Origin of the sequence: Campylobacter sp. W0066.1, from assembly GCF_024723635.1 — a bacterium.
GTDB classification, from domain to species: Bacteria; Campylobacterota; Campylobacteria; order Campylobacterales; family Campylobacteraceae; genus Campylobacter_D; species Campylobacter_D lari_C.
Map to the genome: position 1 here is coordinate 1 of NZ_JANQCW010000012.1, position 22,674 is coordinate 22,674.

Here is a 22,674-nt window from a genome sequence, read left to right on the forward strand (position 1 = left end):
GCGTGGTAAATGGTGATGGGAATATAGAAGTAGCTAAGATAATTTATGATGAAAAACAAATTTCATTAGAAAAAATCTTAGAAATTTTTCTCAAAATGCACGATCCAACAAGCCTAGATAAACAAGGTGCTGATAAGGGGATACAATATAGATCAGTTATTTTTTATCAAACTAATGAGGAGTTAAAAACCATTAGTGATTTTTTACAAAAAGTACAAAAATATTACGCTAAAGCCATAGTTACACAAGTTTTAAAATTAGAAAAATTTTATAAGGCTGAGGATTATCATCAAAAATATTTTAAAAATAATCCCAGCCAAGCTTATTGTAGATTTGTCATTACACCAAAGCTAGAAAAACTAGTAAATTATTCCTAATTTTTCTTTTTAGAAATAGGGCAAACCCCAAGTGGACAAGCTTGTTTTCCACTAAGCACTCTTATAGGACAAACAGCAAAAATACCCGTTAATAAAGGAATTAAACCCAATAATCCCCACCAAGTTGAAAAATAAACTCCTAAAGAAAACGCCACTATGGCTAAAGCTATTCTTAGCACTCTTTCTAATTTACTCATAATTTCTCCTTTTTGTTGATATTATAAGTATTTCTGTGATAAAGTTACAAAGAAATTAGTATTATTTTAGATCTTTCAAGTTTGATTTTACCTTCTTTTTCTAATTCTTTTAAAATTCTTGAAACAGCTTCTCTAGCGCTTCCTAAGTGATTAGCTAAAGCTTCATGGGTAATTTTTAAAGTATTATTACTAGCATTTTCTTTTAAAAAATCACAAATTCTAGAAGATAAAGGCATAAATAAAGCTTGTTCTAAAACTTTGATTAAGGTGTTAAAACGCTTAGTGATTAAACTTAAAACATAATCATTAATTTTTGGGTATTTTTCTTTTAAAATTTGAAAAATCGATGAGGGGATGATGGCTATACTTGTATTTTGAGTACTTTGTATAAAAACATCATAAGATATGCCATCCATATTACACTCAGAGCAAATAACACATTCATCATTTTCTTTAAGGTGAAAAAGTGTTATTTCTTTTGCGTTTGGAGTTAGAATAAAAGCTCTAAGCTCGCCTTTTAAAATTTTATATTATCATTGACCTTAAAGTCCTTTTCAATGCTTATTATTTGTAAGTGCTCTTGTATAAGTTTGAGATCTTGTTTTTCTATTTCAAAACGAGAAAGAAAATTTTCCATGTTTTTAAGTTTTAAAAGCCTATAAAAGGCTTTTAAATTTTAGTGGCAACCACAACCACCACATCCACAACTTTGACTAAAGAAGCTTTCTAGAGCTTGCATATTTGGAAGTTCTGTTACTTCATTTACTAATTCTTTATAAGCAACCACACCATCTTTAACTACAAACACTGCTCTAGCTAAAATTCCCTCAAGTGGACCATCAGCCATTAAAACACCATATTTTTCACCAAATTCTCTAGAAACAAAATCACTTGCAACAGTTAAATTATCTATACCTTCAGTTGAGCAAAAACGACCCATAGCAAATGGTAAGTCCATACTAACTACGATTACTTCTACACCGCTTGCTGCTGCTTTTTTATTAAATTCTCTAGCTTCAGTTGCACATACTGGAGTATCAAGGCTTGGTACGCTGATAATAATTTGAGTTTTGCCTTTTGGAGCAATTTCAACACCTGAAAGATCTTTAGCTTTTAAGGTGATATTTGGAGCCGTATCGCCAACTTGGATGTTATTTCCTTTTAAATTTACTTTATTTCCTTTGAATAATACACTATTCATTTTTTCTCCTTGAATGATTTTTATTAATCATAATATAAAAAGATTAATAAAGTCTTATTTTTATTCTTCTTTGCACATACCTGCTTCGATTAGAAAACACGAAGGTTGATAATTGCTTTTTTTAATCTTGTCATATTTTGCATAGCTTAAGTATAAAGTATCCTTAGCTCTAGTTACAGCTACATAAAAAAGCCTTCTTTCTTCTTCCAAACTTCCACCCATGCTCATGAGTTTTTGATTAGGAAATCTTCCTTGTGCAAGATCAATTACAAATACAAGTTCAAACTCAAGCCCCTTACTTGCATGTATACTTAAAAGATTAACCCCACTACCACTACTCATTTCACTAGCACCAAGAGTAAGAAAATTATAATATTTATAATTATCACTGTAATTTTTAGCAAGTTCTTTTAATACAAACATTTTTGCGTTGATCTTTTCTAAAATTTCATTTTTTTTATTTAAATCAACATTGGAGTTTTTATTAGTCGCTCTTTTAGTTGCTAAAATATCACAAATTTCTTTAAAATAATCATTTTCTAAGATCAAATTTACAAGCTGGGTTGAAACCTTACACTCGCTTGCTTTTTTAATAAAAAGATAAATTTTTTCAAGATTTTTCGCACAAAGCTCGTTGATTTTAGGAAGGCTTAAAATAGGGTGGGTGTTAAATTCGCTTTCTAGGTTAAATCTTGAAGGCGAGGCTAACTCCTCAATATCATCAAAAAGTCCTAGTTGGTAACTTTGTTTTTTGTATTTTTTTAAACTCACACTACTATCAGGATTTAAAAAACCTTTAATCAAACTAGAATGTCCTAATTTTAATAAAGCGTCAAAAATATCTTTTGCTAAAACCCCACCAACTCCTTTGGTGTATTCAAGTAAATGTATAAAAGCCATGATATCTTTTGGATTAAGCACGATTGCAAGCATAGAACAAAAGTTTTTAACTTCCAAGCTTTCAAAAAAGCTTCCCCCACCTTTTCTTTTGCTTGCTATACCAAGTTCTCTTAAGGCAACCTCTACTCCATCTGCACTAGAATTGTTTCTAAAAATAACAGCGATTTCATCAAGATTAACCCCGCTTTGTAAGATTATTTTTGCTATGGTAGAGTATTGATCAAATAATTCATTAAAAGTTAGCAAACTTGGTGCTTTAAAATCTCCTTCCCTAGTTACAATCAATTCTTTAGGATATAATCTTTCATTGTTTAAAATAACCTTATTAGCTAGTGCAAGTATATTTTTACTAGAGCGATAGTTTTTATTTAAAGTAAAAATATTTGCATCGATAAATCTATCTTTAAAACTTCCTATAATAGAAATATCAGCTCCATTAAAAGCATAGATACTTTGATCATAATCACCCACACAAAATAAACTTTTGCTTTTAAAAGCATCAATTAATGAACCTTGTAAAGTATTAGTATCTTGGTACTCATCTACTAAAATCTCATCAAATTCAAAATGATGTGAAACTAAAACATGTTTTAATTTGATCAATAAATCATTAAAATCCACATAGTTAAAACGTGCTTTTTCTTCTTCGTATTCTTTTAAAATATCCTCATAAATTTCAGCATAAACAGCTTGTTCATCATAATTTTGACAAAACCAATTATAAAATTCATCTAAATTTGCATTAGTATTTTGAAATAAAGAATACACATCATACAAATAACTTGGCATATAAGGTTTAGTATCACTTAGATGGTGAAAAGTGCGTTTTTCAAAAATGGAACGTAAAAGAATTTTAAGCTCACTTGCAGGTTTTAAAATAATATCATGATTTAATTCTTTAAGCAGAGAATAAGCAGTGCTATGAAAAGTTCCTGCTGTGATTTTTGAAGTAATGCTTTTATCAAAATACCTACTAAGTCTTTCTATCATTTCTTTACTAGCTTTGTTTGTAAAGGTTAAAAGCATAATTTTTTCAGGCTTTATACCATTTTGAAGCAAAAAGGCTATTCTTGCAACTATGGTTGAAGTTTTACCTGTGCCTGCACTTGCTATGATTAGATTGTGTCCAAAAGGAGCACTAGCAGCTTTGTATTGTTCTTCATTTAAACGCGATAAGGGCATGAGCTTCCTAGTTTAAAATTATATTTTGTATATCATTAAAATAAAAATGATTGATACTATCTTTATATTCATAATAAAGCGTAAGTTTATGAGAATCTAAAATAGTCTTAACAATATATAATCCAAGTCCAAAACTATCTTTATTTTTTTTACCTTGCGTAAAGGCTTGAGTATAGTATTTTAAGTCTTTATCTAAAGCTTTTCCTTTGTTTTTAAAGCAAAGATAATCTTTAGTTATTTCTATAGTAACGCAATTTTCATCAGAATATTTTGTCGCATTATCTATCATATTTTTCATCGCAGTAGTAAAAAGTTTAAAATCCACATTAACGCTAAAACTTTCTTTTATGCTAATTTTTACTTTTTCATCATCACTCATAGCTATATCTTTAGCTTCATCTAAAAGATCTAAGATATTGTATTTTTTTAAATTAATTAAACCAGCACCTGAAGTAATTTGCTCAATGGCTGCAAATTCATTAATCAAAATTTCCAAACGATTAAAAGCGCCTACTAATCTTTCTTTATATTTGCTATCTTCAAGCATTTCTAAAGTAATTAAACCTTTAGTAATGGGGGTTTTTAACTCATGCATAATATTTCTTAAGAAAAATTGCCTTGAAGTGTTTAGTTTTTGAATTCTTAAAATAGACTCATAAAAGGCTGTTGCTACTTGAGAAATTTCATCATTACCTTTACTGACATTTTGAATTTCATTGAGTTTGTTTTCGCCAAATTTATCTATTTGTCTTTTTAAAGCTCTAAGTGGTTTTAATTTTCTAATGATAAAAATATATAAAATCAATAAAACCATTACCACTATACTAGCAATAAGCTTAATCACAAAATAACGATAACCTTGATATTCTAAATCTTTATACAAATAAAGCTTACCATCAAAAATGATTTTTAAATACACATTATCTTCTAAAGTAATGATTTCAACCACACCCGTGCTAGTTTGAGCGCGTGCTATGGTTTCAGCCTTATAGATGATTTTTCTTATAGAAGATGGCGCGGTTAGTTCTATCATCTTGTAATTTTTTGTTTGCTCATAAAATTCTTTTTCGCTAATTACATGATTAAAATACAATAATCTTGCATTAGCTATAAAAGAATATTTCGCATTAAGCTCATTAGTGTAATTTTGTTGATCATATTTTATAAGCCATAAAAATGCCAAAATTACACTAACACTAGCAAGTAAAAAAACAAAGGTTATAGTATAAAAAATTGATGATTTATTCATTGAGTTAATTTATATCCTATACCTCTAATTGAATGAATATATTTTGGAGTTTTAGGATCATCTCCGATTTTTTGTCTGATTCTGCTAATGATTACATCTATGCTTTTATTGCTAGAGTCTTCACTAATAGAGCTACAATTATACACAAGTTCTTCACGGCTTACCACTCCACCTTCTTTTTTAATCAAATAACTTAAAATATCAAATTCAGCATTAGTAAAGCTAATCTCTTGATCTTTCATAGTGATAGTATGTTTGTATTTATCATATACAAGATCTTTTTTAACTTGAGCTTGAGCGGTTTTGGTGTTTGAAATTCTTCTTAAATGACTTTTAATCCTTGCTTGAAGCTCTTGAGGATTGTATGGTTTTGGCAAATAATCATCAGCACCCAAATCAAGCGCAGCAACCTTATCACTAATATCATGTCTTGCACTTGAAATGATAATAGGTGTATCATATTTTTTACGAATTTCTTCACACACTTCAAGTCCATCAAGCCCAGGCAAGCTTAAATCCAAAATGATTAAATCATAAGGATTTAAAGCAAGTCTTGAAAGACCTATATAAGGTTCATGAGCAATATCTACTTTCATATCAAATTGCTCTAAATATTCAGCTATAATCTCTGCTAATTCTAAATCATCTTCTATCATTAAAATATTTGTCATTTTTTTCCTTTCTTAAAAAAGTAAAGCTCTAACCATACCGCCTCTATTAATCCAAATTTTAACATATTCTTTGCCTTTATTTAATTCTAAAGCCTTAGATAATTCTTTAAAATTTGAAACTTCATATTGATCAATACCTATGATAATATCACCTTGCTCAAAGCCTATTTTTTCTGCTTTTGATTTTGGAGTAACTTCAGTGATTAAAATACCACTAATATTTTCAGGTATGCGGTATTGTTGTTTATTTTTAGAATCAAGCTCTACTAATTTTAAACCATCAATATAACCTTTTTCATATTGTAGCGATTTTTCATCTGTTTTTAGCATAAATTTAGCTGTTTTGATTTTATTATCTCTTTCATAAGTTACTTCTATAGCTTGTTTTGGGTCAATACTTCCTATATAATTTTTTAAATCCATAGGGCTTTTAATCACAGTTTTATCTACTTTTATAATCAAATCTCCTCTTTTTAGCCCTGCATTATAAGCTGCTGAATCTTTTTGAACTTCTGTTATTAAAGCTCCTTCTTGATTAGTATAAGCTTTTTTAATATCTTGAGTTAAAGCTCCTATAACTACACCTAAATATCCTCTTTCTATTTTTCCATGCTCGATAAGTTTTTGTGCAATAGATTTTGCCATATTAGAAGGGATTGCAAAGCCTATGCCATTATTTCCACCACTTCTTGAAAGTATGGCTGAATTTATCCCAACTAAAGCTCCTCTGCTATCCACCAAAGCTCCGCCTGAATTTCCAGGATTAATAGAAGCATCAGTTTGGATGAAATTTTCATATTGATTTAGACCTATATTGTTTTTATTTAAGGCCGAAATAATCCCACTTGTAACGCTACTTCCAACACCAAAAGGATTGCCTAGAGCAAATACAACATCGCCTTCTAATAATTTATCCGAATCCGCAAAAACCGCAGCAGGTAAGTTTTTTGCTTCTATTTTTATCACTGCTAAATCTGTTTTAGGATCAGCGCCAATTAATTTAGCTTTATATTCAGTACTTGAATCAGGTAAATTTACAGTGATTTTTTCAGCACCTTCTATAACATGATTATTTGTTATAATATAGCCATCACTTGAGATAATTACACCAGATCCAAGTGAACTTACTACTTCTTTTTTATTCTTTTTACTTTTTGGAGCTTGTGGAAAATCAAAACCAAAAAATTGTTTAAAATAAGGATCATTGAAAAAATCATCAATCCCAAAAGAATTACTTTGAACGGTTTTAGAAGTTGAAATATTCACAACTGAATTTTTAACTTTTTGTATAGAATCATGATAAGAGAGTATAGTATTTTGATTATCAGTTGGTAAAGATCTTTTTACATTATCATCTGCTTGTTTAAAATCAATACTAGCACTAAAAAGACTAGTTGCTAATGCCAAAGAAAGAATCATAGTTTTTTTCATGTATTATCCTTTGTAAAATCAATTTATGCAAGTATAAAATTTTATTTTTACACAATTGTAAATAAAACCTTTAGTTTTAAAACTTATAAAAGTTGATTGACTAAGACTAAAGTTTATGATATAATCTTATAAAAAATAAGGGATAATAAATGAGTAATAGTTTATATGAAACACTAGGTGTTTCGCAAAATGCTAGCGCAGATGAGATAAAAAAAGCTTATAGAAAATTAGCAAGACAATATCATCCAGATATCAATAAAGAAGCAGGTGCTGAGGAAAAATTTAAAGAAATCAACGCCGCTTATGAGATTTTAAGTGATGAGAAAAAAAGAGCTCAATATGATAGATATGGTGATTCTATGTTTGGTGGGCAAAGTTTTCATGATTTTTCAAGAAATGCAGGCGGAGCTGATATCAATGATATTTTGAATAATATTTTTGGCGGAGGCTTTGGGGGATTTGGTAGAGGCTTTAGCTCTAGTAATAATTTTAGAAGTGGTTTTGGGGGCTTTGGGGGCTTTGGGGGCTTTGAAGAGGATTTAGACTTGCAAGCAAGTGTTAAAATTCCTTTTGAAAAAGGAATTTTAGGTGGTGAACATACTATAAATATCAATAACGAACAAGTTAAAATCAAAATTCCACATGGCATAAAAGATGGCGAAAAGCTACGCATACGAGGTAAGGGAAAAAGCTTTCAAGGGCAAAAAGGAGATTTGATTTTAAAAGTTGAACTTGAAAAAAGTGATGAATACGAAAGAGAAGATGATGATTTATACAAAAAGGTTGAAATTAGCTTAAAAACAGCACTTTTTGGAGATAAAATCAGCGTGCATACTCCAAGAAAAGAAGTTAAAATCACTATACCGCCAAATTCTAAAAACAATCAAAAAATCAGACTTAAAGGCTATGGAGTGCAAAATAGAAAAACAGACCTTTATGGAGATATGTATTTAATTTTAAATGTAAAAATACCTGATATTAATAGTCTTGATCCTGAATTTGTAAAAATTTTAGAAGAAAAATTACCTTAAAAGGAGTATGCAATGGAGCATAGTTATGATGAACCGGTGTATCTTATAAGCGTTGTTGCAAAAGTTTTAAGCATACACCCACAAACTCTAAGACAATATGAAAAAGAAGGTTTGGTTGAGCCAAGTAGAACTGATGGCAAAATGAGACTATATTCTCAAAAAGATATAGATAGAATCAAAATGATTTTACGCTTAACAAGAGATCTTGGGGTTAATTTAGCTGGTGTTGATGTGATTTTAAAGCTAAAAACAAAAATCGATGAGTTTGAAAATACCATTGAAGAATTAAGATTAGAACTTGATAGAAGAGATAATCCTTCAAAATCAAGAGCAGTGGTCAAACACAGAAGTAATTTTGACTTAATTTTTTTAGAAAAAATAAAATAATATAACATTACAAAAAAAAGGTTGGTGAGTGGATGCTTTTATAACTTTATTTTTAACTGCAGTAGCAGTTGCTGTCGTACTTAATGTTATACTTAAAAAATTTGGAATTCCAACCATTATAGGCTATATAGCCACAGGTTTATTTGTGCGCGAATTTTATGGTTTTAGCACGAATGAAATCATTATCCATGTGGCTGAGTTTGGTATAGTTTTTTTAATGTTTACCATAGGGCTTGAATTTTCATTTAAACACCTTTTAGCAATGAAAAAAGAAGTGTTTTTAAATGGAAGTTTGCAAATGCTAACTTGTGGCTTGGTTTGTACTTTGCTTGTAACTTATATTTTAGGTATAGCAAACCATATAGCAATGATAGCAGGTTTTGCTCTAGCTTTATCATCCACTGCTATAGTTTTAAAAATACTTAATGATAGTGGCGATATCAATGAAGAATATGGCAGAAAAGCTTTGGGAATTTTGCTTTTTCAAGATATTGCTGTAATACCACTACTGTTAATGATTGATATATTTAGCTCTCAAAACGCTGATATTTCAAAGCTTTTATTTACAACCTTAGTTAGTGCTGTGATTTTACTTGTTTTGCTTTATTTTATAGGCAAATACCTTTTTACTTATGTTTTAAAATTTATCATTAAGACTAATGCAAATGAAATTTTTATTGCTACCATTCTTTTTACCGTAATAGGAGCAAGCTTTTTAGCACATTCTTTTGGTTTTTCATATTCACTTGGGGCATTCATAGCTGGAGCTTTGATAGCTGAAACTAAGTATAAACATAAAATAGAAGCAGATTTAGTTCCTTTTAGGGATTTACTTTTAGGATTTTTCTTTATTAGTGTTGGCTTGCAAATTGATTTTCACATAGTTTTTGAAAATTGGTTTTTGATTTTTGTTTTTGTAAGCTTGGTGTTATTAATAAAATTTGTAGTAATTTATGGTCTTTTAATCCTTTATACGAGAAAAAGAGTAGCTTTAAAAACTGCTTTGAGTATTTCTCAAATTGGAGAATTTGCACTAGCAGTATTTTCGCTAATGCAAGTAAATTCACTTATAGATGAAAAAACAGCACAAATTTTCATTATAGTTTCTATTATCACTATGGTTGCGACGCCTTTTATTTTAAATAATCTTAGAAAAATAGCCAACGCAGCCGAAGGTGAGCAAAATGATATGGCTAAATTTTATTTATGCGATCAAAAAATGAAAGATCATTTTATCATTTTTGGTTATGCAAGATTAGGTCAAGAAGTAGTGCAAAAGATTAAAAAAACAGGTATTCCATATCTAGTTTTAGAAAGTGATTTAAATTTGGTTGAACTTGGGCGTAGCAGAAATGAGAATGTTTTTTTTGCTAGTGTAGCGCAAGTAGAAACACTAAAGGTAGCTAATATAGAAGAATGTTCAGTTGCTATTATAACTATAAGCAATGAAGCTAAACTTGATATGCTCTATCAAGTGCTTTCTGGTTTTAACAAACCTATACAAACAGTTTTAAAGACAAGTGGTACGGGTGCTAAGATCATTTTCCCACATACTGATAAACATTTACACATTGTAGATGCTGAAGCTTCAATAGCTAGAAATTTAGTACAAGAAGCATTACAATGTAGAATTAATACAAGTGCAGCAGAATGAAAAATGATGAAAAAGCTTTGAGAGTTAAATACGTAAGAGCTTTAGAAAAATTTACTAATTCTGCTGTGAGTGCTTTAAAAAGGGAAGATTTTGATTTAACTCTTTTTAGAGAAAGAATGCAAAAAAATGCTAAAATCTTTGAGAAAATTCAAGCGGTGTTTTTAGATTCTACTTATACTAAGGCTTTAGAGATTTTTGTAAATGAGTGTTTAGATGAAAGTTTAGACCAAAAAACCTTAGCTTCAAAAGCCAATGCCTTATATAAGCTAAAAAATAATCAAAGTTATAAAAAAGACAAACATAAAATTAAATTTAAGGATGAATATTGATAAATGTAATTTTTGATATGGATGGCACGCTTATAGATAGTGCTAATGCTATAGTATGTGCAGTAAATGAGATAAGAGCGGATTTAAATTTAGAACCTTTAAAAAGAGAGTTTATTTTAGATACTATCAACACTCCTGGGCAAAATTATGCTAAGATTTTTTATGGGGTTGATACTTACTCACATACTAGCTTTAAAGAAGGTTATGAGAAGTATTTTATCAAGCATTATGATCAAAGCGTGGTGCTTTTTGATGGTGTGCTTGAGGTTTTGGAATTTTGTAAAAAAAATGATTGTTATCTGGCTATAGCTACTAATGCACCTCAAGAAAGCTTGGTACCTATTTTAAAAAAACAAAACATTCTTTCATATTTTGACAAAATACTAGGTGTTAGTTATGGTATAGAAGCTAAGCCTGATCCTATTATGTTAAGATTAATCGCAGATGAAGCAAAATATGAAAAAAGTATTTTCATAGGCGATAGCTTAAAAGACAGACTTTGTGCTAAAAATGCTAAGATGGATTATATACATATTTCTTGGCAAAAAGAAATTAAAGACTTAGATGAAGCTAACGATAAAACTACTTTAATAGAAAAAATTCAAACTCACATAAAAGGTTAAAAATGGATATATTTGATGAAATGTTTGCAAAAAGCCCTAAAGAAAAATTTATCGAAACAATAAAATATGCAAATTTAGGTGCATTAGAAAATGTTTTAGAAAAATTACTAGCCGATCATATCGCTATGATAGAGCTTTTAGAAAAAAATAATTTAAATGAAAGCGATGTAGCGCAATTTCAAATGGAAAATTCACTCTTAATAGATGAGAGAAAAAATGATTTTTACATAGGATTAAGCGCTGAAATTTTAGGGCATGAGGGTTGATTTTGCGTTTATTTTTATCTTTATTTTTGATACTTAATTTTTTAAAGGCTGAAGTATTTTTTGATTATACTTATAAATTTACCTTAAGTAAAGATGAAAAAGCAAGTGTAAAAATAAAAGAAATTGACTATCCTGATGAGATTTATTATTTTGACTTTTCATGGACTTTATTTGATCAAACCAATATCATTGTTCATTCAAAGTATAAAAAATACCCTAGGCAATTTGTAATGTCTTTAAGAAGAAATTTAAACTGGGTAGATCAAACCTTAGTGCCTGATTATAAAAATCCTCATATAGATAGAGCAAGATTAATACTTGAATTTAGTGATTTTAAAAAAGGCGAAGCTATTTTTACTGTATATATAGAAGATAGAGATAAAAGATTAGAAGTGGAATTTTTAGACCCTAGAAAAGCTAGTCTTAACCAAAACTAAAGTAAAATTTAATAAAATACAATTATAAGAAAACTAAGGAAAGCATAGTGCAAAAGATCGATCAATATATGCATGAATTTTTATCTGAATTAAATTATGAGCCTATTTTAACCATGAGTTCAAAACTTCAAGGTGGTAAAAAATTACGCTCAAAACTACTTTTAAAAATAGCTGGGGAAAGTGATATTAGCTATAAAATCTGTGCTATTATAGAGTTAATTCATGCTGCAAGCTTATTGCATGATGATGTGATTGACGAGGCAAAATTAAGAAGAGGGGTAAAGTCTATCAATGCGCAATTTGGAGCTAAAAATGCTATCATGCTTGGAGATATTTTATACTCAAAAGCCTTTTATGAGCTTTCTTTAATAGATTTAAAATTAGCAAAAATCATTTCTAATGCTGTTGTTATGCTTTCTGTTGGTGAATTAATGGATGTAAATTTAAGCGAAACTTTCAATACTGATAAAAATGCTTATTTACAAATGATATATAACAAAACAGCCGTTTTAATCGAAGCTAGTGCAAGATGTGGGGCAATACTTGCTAATTTAAATGAAGATGATTTTGCAGAATATGGCAAAAACTTAGGTTTGGCTTTTCAAATTGTAGATGATATTTTAGATATCAAAGGTGATAAACAAACCTTGGGTAAACCTGCTATGAATGATTTTAAAGAAGGTAAAACCACTCTTGCTTATATGTATTTATATGAAAAATCAAATCCACAAGATCAAGAAATACTTAAGTCTTATTACAAGAAAGATTTAAGTATAGATGAGCTTACTTGGATTAAAAATAAAATGCAAGAATATGAAATTTTTAATCAAGTTGGTCAAGAATTAAATACTTATGCAAATAATGCTTTAAAAGCCATAGAAAAATACAATATAAAAGACTTAGAAGATATTATTAAAAGTATGATAGAAAGGGAATTTTAATGCATTATTATTGTATCAGTTTTACACATAAAAATACAGATATTGCTACTAGAGAAAAACTTTCCTTTTCTAATGAAAACAAAAAAAGAGAACTGCTAAAGTTAATCCATACTAATAATAAAATTTTAGAAAGCTTAGCACTTAGCACTTGCAATAGGGTTGAAATTTTTCTTTTTGTTGGAGAGATTGAAGGCATTAATAAGCATATTTTAAGAACGCTCAGTTTGCTTTGTGGGGTTGATAAAGAAAATTTAAGCACTAAGGCTGATTTTTACGAAGATAGCGGAGCCATCCATCATTTATTTTCTGTGGCAAGCTCACTTGATAGCTTGGTTATTGGTGAAACACAAATTGCTGGACAATTAAAAGATGCTTATAAATTTGCCCTGCAAGAACAAAGATGTGGTGTGCATTTAACTAGAGCGGTGCATTATGCTTTTAAATGTGCAGCAAATGTTAGAAATCAAACTGAAATTTCTAAAAATCCTATTTCAGTTGCTTCAGTAGCAGTAGCAAAAGCCAAAGAACTCCTAAATTTAGAAAATAAAACTGCTGTTATAGTAGGTGCAGGGGAAATGAGTGAGCTAGCCTGTAAGCATTTGTTAAATGCTAAGGCTAAAGTATTGATATTAAATAGAGATATACAAAATGCCCAAAAGCTTTGTGAGGATTTGGGTGAAAATGCAAGTTGTGAAAGTATTGCAAATTTAAAAGAAGCATTAAATCAATATGAGATATTTTTTAGTGCCACAAATGCTCCGCATGCTATCATAACTAATGATTTATTAGAAGAAAAAGATTATAAAAGATATTTTTTTGATATAGCAGTGCCTAGGGATATTGATGTAAAAGCAAATGAAAAAAATATAGTCTATGCTGTTGATGATTTAGAAGAAGTTGTAAGAAAAAATTTAACTCTAAGAGAACACCAAGCTCAAATTGCCTATTCTATAGTAGGAACTATGACAAATGAATTTTTTCAACATCTAAGCAAACTAGCAACCCTGCCTTTAGTGAAACAACTACGTTTACAAGCTGATAAAATTGCCAAAGAACAATTACAAAAGGCTATAGATAAAGGATATTTAAAACACTCAAACCATGAAGAAGCAAGAAAGCTTATAAGACAAGTAATGAATGCATTTTTACATCATCCAAGTGTAAATTTAAAAAAACTAAGTGGAACTATGCAAAATGATTCAGTAGTTAATGCTATGCGTTATGTATTTGATTTAAAAAATGAAAATATGGAAGGTTTAAACCTTTATAAATGTGAATTTAATTTGGAGAATAATCATGAAATTTAGTAAATTTTATGCCATAAGTACAAAAGAAAATCCAAAAGACGCTACTTTACCAAGTCATATATTTTTAGTTAAAGGTGCCTTTGTAGAACAAATTGGAAGTGGTTTGTATAATTTTTTACCTTTAGGAAAAAGAGTTTTAGATAAGATTAAAAATATCATCAAAGAGGAAATGGATAAAGCAGGGGCTTTAGAAGTAAATTTAAGTTTTAATACTCCAGCAGAACTTTGGAAAGAAAGTGGGAGATTTAATGTTTTTGGTAAAGAGCTTTTACGCTTTAAAGATAGAAAAGAAAATGATTTTGTCTTAGGGCCAACTCATGAAGAAGCTATGGTAGCTTTGGTAAGAAATAAAATAAATTCTTATAAACAACTTCCTTTACATTTATATCAAATAGGACTTAAATTTAGAGATGAAGCTAGACCTAGATTTGGACTTTTAAGATGTAGAGAATTTTTAATGAAAGATGGTTATAGTTTTCATAGTAGTGAAGCTGATTTAGACAAAGAATTTAATCTTATGCATGAAACTTATAGTAAAATTCTTACAAGATTAGGGCTTGAATTTAGAGCTGTTGAAGCCGATAGTGGGGCTATTGGCGGCAGTGGTTCAAAAGAATTTATGGTTTTGGCTAAAAATGGTGAGGATGATATATTATTATGTGAGCATTGTGATTATGCTGCAAATATCGAAGCAGCAAAAAGAGCTAAAAAAAGTTGTGAAGATGAAAGGCCAGAAGCTGATTTTGCTACACAATTTCACACTCCAAATGTAAAAACTATAGAAGAATTAGCGGAATTTTTTAAAATTAATCCTTACTATACTATCAAAGCTATTGCTAAAAAAGCTATTTATGAAAATGAAGAAAAAATTGTAGTATTTTTTATACGCGGTGATGATGAATTACAAGAAGTTAAAGCACTAAATACAGCAAATGCACTAGAATTAGTTGATGCAAGTGAAGAAGAATTAGAAAAAGCAGGTTTAGTGCCAGGATTTATCGGCTTTGTAGGATTAAATGGAGTTGATTTTTATATTGACCATGAGCTTGAAAATGAAACAAATATGATTATTGGAGCAAATAAAAAAGATTATCATTTAGTCGGAATCAATGTTGTAAATTTAAATAAAGAACGCTTTAAAGATCTTGCGGCAGTTAAAGAGCATGATCTTTGTCCAAAATGCCAACACAAGCTTAAGCAAAGCAAAGGTATTGAAGTAGGGCATATTTTTAAACTTGGAAATAAATACTCAAAAGCAATGAATGCAAGCTATTTAGATGAAAATGGTAAAGCTCAATTTTTCACTATGGGTTGTTATGGTATGGGTGTTAGTCGTTTGGTTGCGGTTGCCATAGAAGCAAACCATGATGAAAAAGGTTGTATTTGGAATAAAACTTTAGCTCCTTTTGTTTTAGATATCATCGTTTCTAATATAAAAGATACAAAAGCTATGGAATTTGCTGAGCAAATTTATACTCATTTTAATGATAAAGAGATTTTATTTGATGATAGAAATGAGCGTTTTGGTGTAAAGATTAATGATTTTGAATTAATGGGCTTTCCTTATGCTTTAGTTATAGGCAAAGGCTTAGAAAATAATGAAGTAGAGTTAATCCATAGAAATACCTTAGAAAAACAAGTTTTAAAAACCCAAGAAGTAATTTCACACTTAGAGAAAATTCTATGATAGCAAAAACAAATTTAAGTGCATTTTTGATTTTAGAATTAATTGCTAGTATTTTATTTATAGCCTTTTTTGGTTTTTTAAATTTTTTTATGATAGTTTTTGCAAGTATGTTTTTAGGAGCAATGTTTTTAGCAAAGACTTGGACAAATCTCATTACTATGCAAAATACTAATACGAATTTATTTGGTATGATTAAATTATTTTCCTTAACTATAGTAGGAATTTTACTTTTAATACCAGGAATTTTAAGTACATTTTTAGGAATTTTGCTTTTATTTTTTATGATGGTGCTAAAACTTTTTACAAAACAAAAAAGAAAATATCATCAAACAAATAATGAAGAAGAAATCATAGATGTAGAAATCATACAGGAGCATAAAAAATGCAATTAATCATCGCAACAAGAAAAAGCCAACTTGCATTATGGCAAAGTGAGTATATAAAAAATAAATTATTACAAACACATTCTGATTTAGAAATTTCTTTAGAGGGTTTTAAAACTAAAGGTGATGTTTTACTTGATTCACCTTTGGCTAAAATAGGTGGAAAAGGACTTTTTACAAAAGAACTTGAAGAAAGTATGTTAAGAGGTGATTCACACTTAGCTGTGCATAGCTTAAAAGATGTGCCAAGCTTCTTTCCTGATGGCTTAGTTTTAGCTGCTATTTCAAAAAGAGAAGTGGTAAATGATGCTTTTTTAAGTGAGTATTATGAAAGCTTAAATGCTCTCCCAAAAGGTGCAAAAGTAGGCACTACAAGCCTTAGAAGAAGAATGCAGCTTTTAGCACTAAGACCTGATTTAAATATCATTTCTCTAAGAGGCAATATCAACTCGCGCTTAGAAAAACTTAAAGCCAAAGAATTTGACGCTATTATTTTAGCTTTAGCTGGTATTAAACGCTTAGGTTTGGATAAAGAAATAAAATACATTAGAGCTTTTGAGCTTGATGAGATGATACCCGCAGCTTCTCAAGGAGCCTTAGGTATAGAAAGCATTAATGATAAGCAAATTTTAAAATATCTTGAATGCTTAAATGATGAAAATACCTTCATAGAAACCCATATAGAAAGAGATTTTATAAAAACTCTAGAAGGTGGCTGCCAAGTACCTATAGGAATTAATGCAAAAATCATTGATGAAAAAATAGAAATTCGCGCCATAGTAGGCTTACCTGATGCAAGTAAAATTCTCAAAGAAAAAAGAGTAATTGATAAACAAGATTACACTAATGCAGGCGAGCTTTTAGCTAAAGAAATGATAGCAAAAGGTGCAAAAGAAATTTTAAAAGAAGCAGAGAGTATGATATAAATGCAAAAATTCATAGAGCTTTTAGAAAAAAATAATTTATTAAAAACCATTCATGAGCCTGTTGATGTTGATCTTGAAATGGCACATTTAGCTTATATAGAAGTTAAAAAAGAAGATTCAAAAGCCTTACTTTTTACTAATGCAGTAAAAAATGGTAAAAAATACGATTATCCTGTTCTTTTAAATACTTTTTGTAATGAAAAAGCTTTAAATTTAGCATTTGAAAAAGACTATGAAGACGTGGCTAAAGAAATTAGCTCTTTACTTAAAATGCATATACCTCAAAGCTTTGGTGCAAAATTAAATTTTTTCAAAACCTTACTTGATTTAAAAAATATCCCACCAAAACGCATTAAAAAAGATGGAGAATTTAACTACAAAAGCTTAAATTCTTTATATGATATGCCTATTTTAAAAACTTGGGAAAAAGACGCTGCGCCTTTTATCACTATGGGACAAGTTTATACTCAAAGCTTAGATGGAAAACAAAATAATCTTGGAATGTATCGTTTACAAGTAGTTGATGAAAAAACCTTGCTTATGCATTGGCAAATTCATAAAGATGCAAGCCATTTTTTCCATGAATATAAAAAAGCAAATCAAAAAATGCCAGTAAGTATAGCCATAGGTGGAGATCCTTTATATATTTGGTGTGCCCAAGCACCTTTACCAAAAGGAATTTTCGAACTTTTACTTTATGGTTTTATCAAGAAAAAACCTGCCATTTTGGCAAAATGCAAAAGCAATCATCTTTATGTGCCTTATGATAGTGATTTTGTAATTGAGGGTTTTGTAGATCCAAATGAATTTGCACCTGAGGGTCCTTTTGGAGATCATACAGGTTTTTACACTCCGGTTGAGCTTTGTCCTATTTTAAAAGTAGAAAAAATCTTTGCTAAAAAAAATGCGATTTATCAAGCTACCGTTGTAGGGAAACCACCTTTAGAAGATAAATACATGGGGCTTGGTACAGAAAGAGTTTTTTTACCTTTACTTCAAACAAATGCTCCTGATTTGATAGATTATAATATGCCTGAAAATGGAGTTTTTCATAATCTAATCTTGGCTAAAATAGAAGCAAAATACCCAGCTCATGCAAAACAAGTCATGCATACTTTTTGGGGTGTAGGGCAAATGAGTTTTGTAAAACATGCTATTTTTGTTGATGAAAATGCACCTTGTTTGCAAGATTATGACAAACTCATACCTTATATACTCAACCGCTTTGATGAAGAAAAATTGCTCATTAGTGAAGGAATTTGCGATCAACTTGATCATGCTTCAAGCACTTATTGCTATGGTGGTAAAGCAGGACTTGATGCGTGTGGTGATGAGAAAAAAGTTGAACTTGAAATTCTAAGCAATGAAGCTTTACTTTCACTTTTTAAAGAAAAAGATCAAAGTATTTTAAAATTAAAGCAATTTTACACCCAAACCTTTGCTCCAGTTTGTGTGATTTTGATTGATAAAAAAGAAAAAATTACTCAAATTTTTGAAAAACTACAAACTTATAAAAAACATTTTAGAATTTTAGTTTTCTTAGATACAGATGCTATTTTAGAAAATCCTTATATGTTAATTTGGCGTGTGGTGAATAATATCGATGCAAAAAGAGATATATTTATCAAAAAAGATTGCGTTGCGATTGATGCAACAAATAAAGGATCATTAGAAGATTATCATAAAGAATGGCCTTTAATGACAAATTGCTCTAAAGAAGTCATAGATAGACTTATTACAAGAAATTTACTTCCAAATGATGAAAAATTATTCAAAAAGTTTGAAATTTTTTAATTTTAAGCTTTTTGAGAACACTTTTTGCTTATTAATAATATAGAGATTTTTAATCTAAATATTAAGTTTTTTAAAATTATGTCGATAGAGTATTTTAAAGTCTTTTAAAAAGGAGTTTAAAATGGACATTGGAAATATTCAAAGGGATGCAAACACAGCACAATTTAATACAAAAAGTACTGGAAAAGTATCTCAAGAAAATCAACAGCAAACTAATTTAAATAATCAAGATGAGAATTTAAATGAAAAATTGAAAAATGCAACAGAAAAACTTAATAATCAAATGGAAACGCTAGAAACAAACGTACGTTTTGCATATAATGATAAAATCAATGAAATGTATGTTAGTGTAACCGAAAAAGATACTGGTAGGTTAATACGCAAAATTCCTAGCGAGGAAGTTATGAAGCTAATAGAACATTTTCAAGGTGTTATTGGCACTATTTTTGATAAGGAGAGTTAATTATGGCAGTAGGTAGTTTAGGAAGTTTAGGAATAGGTTCAGGAGTTTTAACAAGCGATACATTAAACAAGCTAAAAGAAGCAGAAATGAATGCGCATTTAGGTCTTTATAACTCACAGCTTGAAACTAATACTTCAAGACAAAAAGACCTAGCGGAACTTGAAGCTAAGCTACTTGCGTTTCAAACAGCCGTAAATAGCTTAGGTGATGCTTCACAATTTAACAAGAAAAAAGTATCACCTAGCGTAAGTGGAGATAGCGCTGCTGCAAGCTTAGTAGTAGGATCTTTATCTAATCTTACAAACATGAAAGTTATTGTTGATCAACTTGCACAAAAAGACGTATATCAAAGTAATGGATTTAAAGATAAGACTGCTACTGTAATGGGTAGTTTAGGTATAAAAGGCACAGATGGCAAAACTTCTTTTACTATTACCCAAGATGGAAAAGATTATAAAATCGATATTGATGAAAGCACTACTGTATCTCAGCTTGCAGAAAAAATAAATGCCGCAACAGGTGGAAAAGTAGAAGCTAAAATAGTTAATACAGGAGATAGAGATAATCCATACCGCTTAGTAGTACAAAGCACTGAAACAGGAACTAAAAATAATATTTCTTTTTCAGGTGATGAAGATCTATTAAATGCTATGGGTTGGGGACTTGATAAAAATAGCATTAGCGCTGGTGGTTTGTATGGTTTTAGACCAATAGGTGCTGGAGAAGAAAATAAAGATAAAATAAGCGGAAAATTTAGTGGAAATCCTGACGATAAACTACTTGGTTCTGGTGAAAAAACCTCTTTTACTTTTGTTATTAAAAATGGTGAAAGATATGATAGATTTACCATTGACATAGACGAGAACACTACTTATAAAAGTTTAGCAGAAGATTTAAAAAAACAAACCAATGGAAAAGTTGAATTAAGCTTTGGAGAAGGAAATACTTTTACTTTTAGAGCTACCAATGGTGGACAATTAAGTCTTTTTGATGGTGGTTATGCAACTGATGCTGAAGGCAATATAGATCAAGCTAATTATGCTAGAGATAGCAAAGCTACTTCATTATTGAAAGATAAATTTGGTATTGAATTAGATACAAGTACACCGCAAGGTTATAATGTAAAAGCAGATAATGAAAACCATATCCAAAAAGGCATGGACGCTATCTTTAGTGTAGATGGTGTTAAAATGACAAGACCAACTAATACTATCACTGATATAGCTCCAGATGTTACCTTAGAGTTAAAACAAAAAGGAGAGATAACTTTTAACGTTTCTCAAGACACTGAAGCACTTGCGCAATCTTTAGAAAGTTTAGCTACTGCTTATAATGATTTAATGATAAATCTTAACGCAGCAACAAAGTACGATCCTGATGCAGGTACAAAAGGAAATTTCGTAGGTGTTAGCGAAATTTATAATATAAAATCTGAAATAAACAATATTTTACTTCAAACTATAACAGTAGATGGAACTGTTACAGTTGGTGATAGTGAAAGTTCAGAAGGGATTGAAGTTTCCTCTAAAGTAAGTTTATCTTTGGCTGATTATGGCTTAACGTTAAATGATGGTGTTTTATCTTTTGATTCAGGAAAATTTAACTCTAAATTTAGCGAAGATCCTGAATTAGCTGAAAAATTTTTCGTAGGAAGTAATGGTTTTGAAGATATTGATTTAGCTGGTGATAGAGTAAGTAATCTTGGCAGTGAAAATATAGAATTTAAAGAAGGTAGTTTTACTATCACTTATAATGATACAACCATAGATTTAAGCAAAACTCCAAATGGAGATCCTTTTGTATTAACAGGTGCAGATGATATTGAAAAAGCTAAAAATTTGGTTGATCATATAAATAGTTTTGGCTTAGAAGGTTTAGAGGCTAGCTTTGAAATCATTAACCAAGGTAATCAAAATCAACAAATTCAATTTAAAATCAAAGGAACTTCAGGTAGTAACTTAGAAATTCAAGGTGATAATGAATTTTTGAAAAAATTTGGTTTAAGTTCTAGAACCTTATATTCAGTTTATAAAGAAGAAACTGGAACTTTTGGTATGCTAAAAAATACCATGGGTGAAATAATGAGTTCTGAAGGTTCATTTGGAGGTTACAAAGAATCTTTAACAAAAGAATCAAAAAATCTAAATGAAACCATAGAAAGCACCAAAGCTTCCATAGAAAGTAGATATGATACAATGTGGTCAAGATGGGCAGCATATGATGGTATCATTGCAAAACTAAATAACCAAGCAAGTGTTATTGCAAATATGATTAATGCAGCAAATAATCAAAATTCTTAAAATAAAGAAAGGGTTTAAATGCTAAATAGTGCAGTTTATAGCGCATATTCACAAAATCAAACTGGTGTAGAATCCCAAGAGAAACTTATAGAAATGCTATATAGTGGGATTTTACGCTTTTCAAGTAGGATAAAAATAGCTATACAAAATGAAAATATAGAAGAAAGAGTGTATTATGTAAAAAGAGCTAGTGCTATTTTTATTGAATTGTTAAATTGTCTTGATTATGACAAGGGCGGCGAAGTAGCACATTATTTAAGTGGCTTATACACTAGAGAATTACAACTTCTTTCTTTAGCAAACATAGAAAACAATGAAGCAAGAGTGGATGAAGTAATAAATGTAGTAAAAGGCTTATTGGAAGCTTGGAGAGAAGTACACCAAAAATGAGTGAAAAAAAATGGATTGATGAGTTTAAACTAGCTGTTTATACTGAAGATGTAGAAAAAATAGTTAAACTTATGGAAAAACCGGATTATAAAGATTGCCCCAATGAGGCTTTAGCGCTAACTAATGAAGCGATAGCTTTTATGAAAAAAAAGCAAGATGAAATAGCTGTTAATTTACAAAAACTCAAAAAAGCTTCTGCTTACATAAAGTAAAACATGGCTATAAGCCGAGTTCTGTCAAGAACGATCATTTATCTAGACTTGTTTTTACAAACAAGTTCAAGCGAAGGGTTATATTATAAGACAAAAACCACCCCTTCTTGCTGCAGATTGGGTTTACATAGCTAGCTTTGTTACCAAAGCTACTGGTAGGCTCTTACTCTACCGTTTCACCTTTTCCATATAAAATATGGTAGTTTTCTTTCTGTTGCACTTTCCCTTAGGTTGCCCTAGCCATCCATTAGATGGAATCTTTGTCTTATTGCAGCTCGGACTTTCCTCTTCAAAAAGAAGCGATCGCTTGCCATGTTTAGACAAATTCTACCAAAA

At 29.8% G+C, this 22,674-nt stretch carries 25 protein-coding genes and 1 other RNA gene; 18 read left to right on the plus strand and 8 right to left on the minus strand.

Annotated elements, in window-relative coordinates:
• The coding region (gene msrA / locus CAMP18497_RS05605) for a peptide-methionine (S)-S-oxide reductase MsrA (protein ID WP_337213034.1) at positions 1-377 on the plus strand (377 nt) is incomplete at its 5' end.
• Here the strand turns inward: msrA and CAMP18497_RS05610 are convergent.
• The 7 genes from CAMP18497_RS05610 to CAMP18497_RS05640 all read right to left on the minus strand — a co-directional run bounded on the left by CAMP18497_RS05610 (position 374) and on the right by CAMP18497_RS05640 (position 7,208).
• Positions 374-574, minus strand: coding sequence for a YgaP family membrane protein (locus tag CAMP18497_RS05610; RefSeq protein ID WP_012661495.1), 201 nt, complete (start codon positions 572-574; stop codon positions 374-376). The two genes, msrA and CAMP18497_RS05610, sit on opposite strands and share 4 nt — an antisense overlap.
• Positions 575-618: 44 nt before the next feature.
• Positions 619-990: a Crp/Fnr family transcriptional regulator gene (locus tag CAMP18497_RS05615; protein ID WP_337213036.1), complete on the minus strand. Its 372-nt coding sequence runs from the start codon at positions 988-990 to the stop codon at positions 619-621.
• Between the two features lie 260 nt (positions 991-1,250).
• Positions 1,251-1,775: a thiol peroxidase gene (tpx, locus tag CAMP18497_RS05620; RefSeq protein ID WP_337213038.1), complete on the minus strand. Its 525-nt coding sequence runs from the start codon at positions 1,773-1,775 to the stop codon at positions 1,251-1,253.
• Between the two features lie 60 nt (positions 1,776-1,835).
• On the minus strand, positions 1,836-3,857 hold the full coding sequence (locus CAMP18497_RS05625) for an ATP-dependent helicase (RefSeq protein WP_337213040.1): 2,022 nt from the start codon (positions 3,855-3,857) through the stop codon (positions 1,836-1,838).
• A gap of 7 nt (positions 3,858-3,864) precedes the next feature.
• Positions 3,865-5,106, minus strand: a complete 1,242-nt coding sequence (locus CAMP18497_RS05630; RefSeq protein ID WP_337213042.1) for an ArsS family sensor histidine kinase — start codon at positions 5,104-5,106, stop codon at positions 3,865-3,867.
• Positions 5,103-5,777 carry a response regulator transcription factor gene (locus CAMP18497_RS05635; protein WP_039626094.1) on the minus strand — a complete coding sequence of 225 codons (675 nt, stop codon included), beginning with the start codon at positions 5,775-5,777 and terminating at the stop codon, positions 5,103-5,105. The genes CAMP18497_RS05630 and CAMP18497_RS05635 overlap by 4 nt, the downstream gene beginning before the upstream one ends.
• 12 nt (positions 5,778-5,789) lie before the next feature.
• Positions 5,790-7,208: a DegQ family serine endoprotease gene (locus tag CAMP18497_RS05640; protein ID WP_337213044.1), complete on the minus strand. Its 1,419-nt coding sequence runs from the start codon at positions 7,206-7,208 to the stop codon at positions 5,790-5,792.
• A 149-nt stretch (positions 7,209-7,357) separates the two neighbouring features.
• On the opposite strand from CAMP18497_RS05640, the gene CAMP18497_RS05645 reads away from it, so the two are divergent.
• The 17 genes from CAMP18497_RS05645 to CAMP18497_RS05725 all read left to right on the plus strand — a co-directional run bounded on the left by CAMP18497_RS05645 (position 7,358) and on the right by CAMP18497_RS05725 (position 22,338).
• Positions 7,358-8,239, plus strand: a complete 882-nt coding sequence (locus tag CAMP18497_RS05645) for a J domain-containing protein (protein WP_337213046.1) — start codon at positions 7,358-7,360, stop codon at positions 8,237-8,239.
• Between the two features lie 12 nt (positions 8,240-8,251).
• Entirely contained in the window at positions 8,252-8,626 is a 375-nt protein-coding gene (locus tag CAMP18497_RS05650) for a heat shock protein transcriptional repressor HspR (RefSeq protein WP_039668403.1), read from the plus strand.
• A gap of 28 nt (positions 8,627-8,654) precedes the next feature.
• Positions 8,655-10,280, plus strand: a complete 1,626-nt coding sequence (locus CAMP18497_RS05655; RefSeq protein ID WP_337213048.1) for a cation:proton antiporter domain-containing protein — start codon at positions 8,655-8,657, stop codon at positions 10,278-10,280.
• Positions 10,277-10,609, plus strand: a complete 333-nt coding sequence (locus tag CAMP18497_RS05660; protein ID WP_258107332.1) for a hypothetical protein — start codon at positions 10,277-10,279, stop codon at positions 10,607-10,609. The genes CAMP18497_RS05655 and CAMP18497_RS05660 overlap by 4 nt, the downstream gene beginning before the upstream one ends.
• Positions 10,606-11,232 (plus strand): HAD family hydrolase, encoded by a 627-nt coding sequence (locus CAMP18497_RS05665; RefSeq protein ID WP_337213050.1) that lies wholly within the window; start codon positions 10,606-10,608, stop codon positions 11,230-11,232. Before CAMP18497_RS05660 ends, CAMP18497_RS05665 begins: the two co-directional genes overlap by 4 nt.
• 2 nt (positions 11,233-11,234) lie before the next feature.
• Entirely contained in the window at positions 11,235-11,498 is a 264-nt protein-coding gene (locus CAMP18497_RS05670; RefSeq protein WP_039618310.1) for a DUF2018 family protein, read from the plus strand.
• Entirely contained in the window at positions 11,495-11,935 is a 441-nt protein-coding gene (locus CAMP18497_RS05675) for an exporting protein (RefSeq protein ID WP_442867791.1), read from the plus strand. Before CAMP18497_RS05670 ends, CAMP18497_RS05675 begins: the two co-directional genes overlap by 4 nt.
• Positions 11,936-11,982: 47 nt before the next feature.
• Positions 11,983-12,876 (plus strand): polyprenyl synthetase family protein, encoded by an 894-nt coding sequence (locus tag CAMP18497_RS05680; RefSeq protein ID WP_337213052.1) that lies wholly within the window; start codon positions 11,983-11,985, stop codon positions 12,874-12,876.
• The gene (gene hemA / locus CAMP18497_RS05685; protein WP_337213054.1) at positions 12,876-14,183 is read left to right on the plus strand and encodes a glutamyl-tRNA reductase; all 1,308 of its coding nucleotides are present in this window, start codon (positions 12,876-12,878) and stop codon (positions 14,181-14,183) included. The genes CAMP18497_RS05680 and hemA overlap by 1 nt, the downstream gene beginning before the upstream one ends.
• Positions 14,170-15,870 carry a proline--tRNA ligase gene (locus CAMP18497_RS05690; RefSeq protein WP_337213111.1) on the plus strand — a complete coding sequence of 567 codons (1,701 nt, stop codon included), beginning with the start codon at positions 14,170-14,172 and terminating at the stop codon, positions 15,868-15,870. Before hemA ends, CAMP18497_RS05690 begins: the two co-directional genes overlap by 14 nt.
• On the plus strand, positions 15,867-16,262 hold the full coding sequence (locus CAMP18497_RS05695) for an FxsA family protein (RefSeq protein ID WP_263677795.1): 396 nt from the start codon (positions 15,867-15,869) through the stop codon (positions 16,260-16,262). Before CAMP18497_RS05690 ends, CAMP18497_RS05695 begins: the two co-directional genes overlap by 4 nt.
• Positions 16,253-17,179: a hydroxymethylbilane synthase gene (gene hemC / locus CAMP18497_RS05700; protein ID WP_337213056.1), complete on the plus strand. Its 927-nt coding sequence runs from the start codon at positions 16,253-16,255 to the stop codon at positions 17,177-17,179. Before CAMP18497_RS05695 ends, hemC begins: the two co-directional genes overlap by 10 nt.
• Positions 17,180-18,973 carry a menaquinone biosynthesis decarboxylase gene (locus CAMP18497_RS05705; RefSeq protein WP_337213058.1) on the plus strand — a complete coding sequence of 598 codons (1,794 nt, stop codon included), beginning with the start codon at positions 17,180-17,182 and terminating at the stop codon, positions 18,971-18,973.
• A gap of 121 nt (positions 18,974-19,094) precedes the next feature.
• Positions 19,095-19,436, plus strand: coding sequence for a FlaG family protein (locus tag CAMP18497_RS05710; protein WP_263679419.1), 342 nt, complete (start codon positions 19,095-19,097; stop codon positions 19,434-19,436).
• A gap of 2 nt (positions 19,437-19,438) precedes the next feature.
• Positions 19,439-21,736 carry a flagellar filament capping protein FliD gene (fliD, locus tag CAMP18497_RS05715; protein ID WP_337213060.1) on the plus strand — a complete coding sequence of 766 codons (2,298 nt, stop codon included), beginning with the start codon at positions 19,439-19,441 and terminating at the stop codon, positions 21,734-21,736.
• A gap of 18 nt (positions 21,737-21,754) precedes the next feature.
• Positions 21,755-22,126 (plus strand): flagellar export chaperone FliS, encoded by a 372-nt coding sequence (gene fliS, locus CAMP18497_RS05720; RefSeq protein WP_257928202.1) that lies wholly within the window; start codon positions 21,755-21,757, stop codon positions 22,124-22,126.
• Complete coding sequence (locus CAMP18497_RS05725; RefSeq protein ID WP_257941661.1) at positions 22,123-22,338, plus strand: hypothetical protein; 216 nt, start codon at positions 22,123-22,125, stop codon at positions 22,336-22,338. The genes fliS and CAMP18497_RS05725 overlap by 4 nt, the downstream gene beginning before the upstream one ends.
• On the opposite strand, the gene rnpB is transcribed toward CAMP18497_RS05725, so the two are convergent.
• Positions 22,333-22,657: RNase P RNA component class A (gene rnpB / locus CAMP18497_RS05730), an RNA gene on the minus strand. The genes CAMP18497_RS05725 and rnpB overlap by 6 nt on opposite strands.
• Between the last annotated feature and the right edge of the window lie 17 nt (positions 22,658-22,674).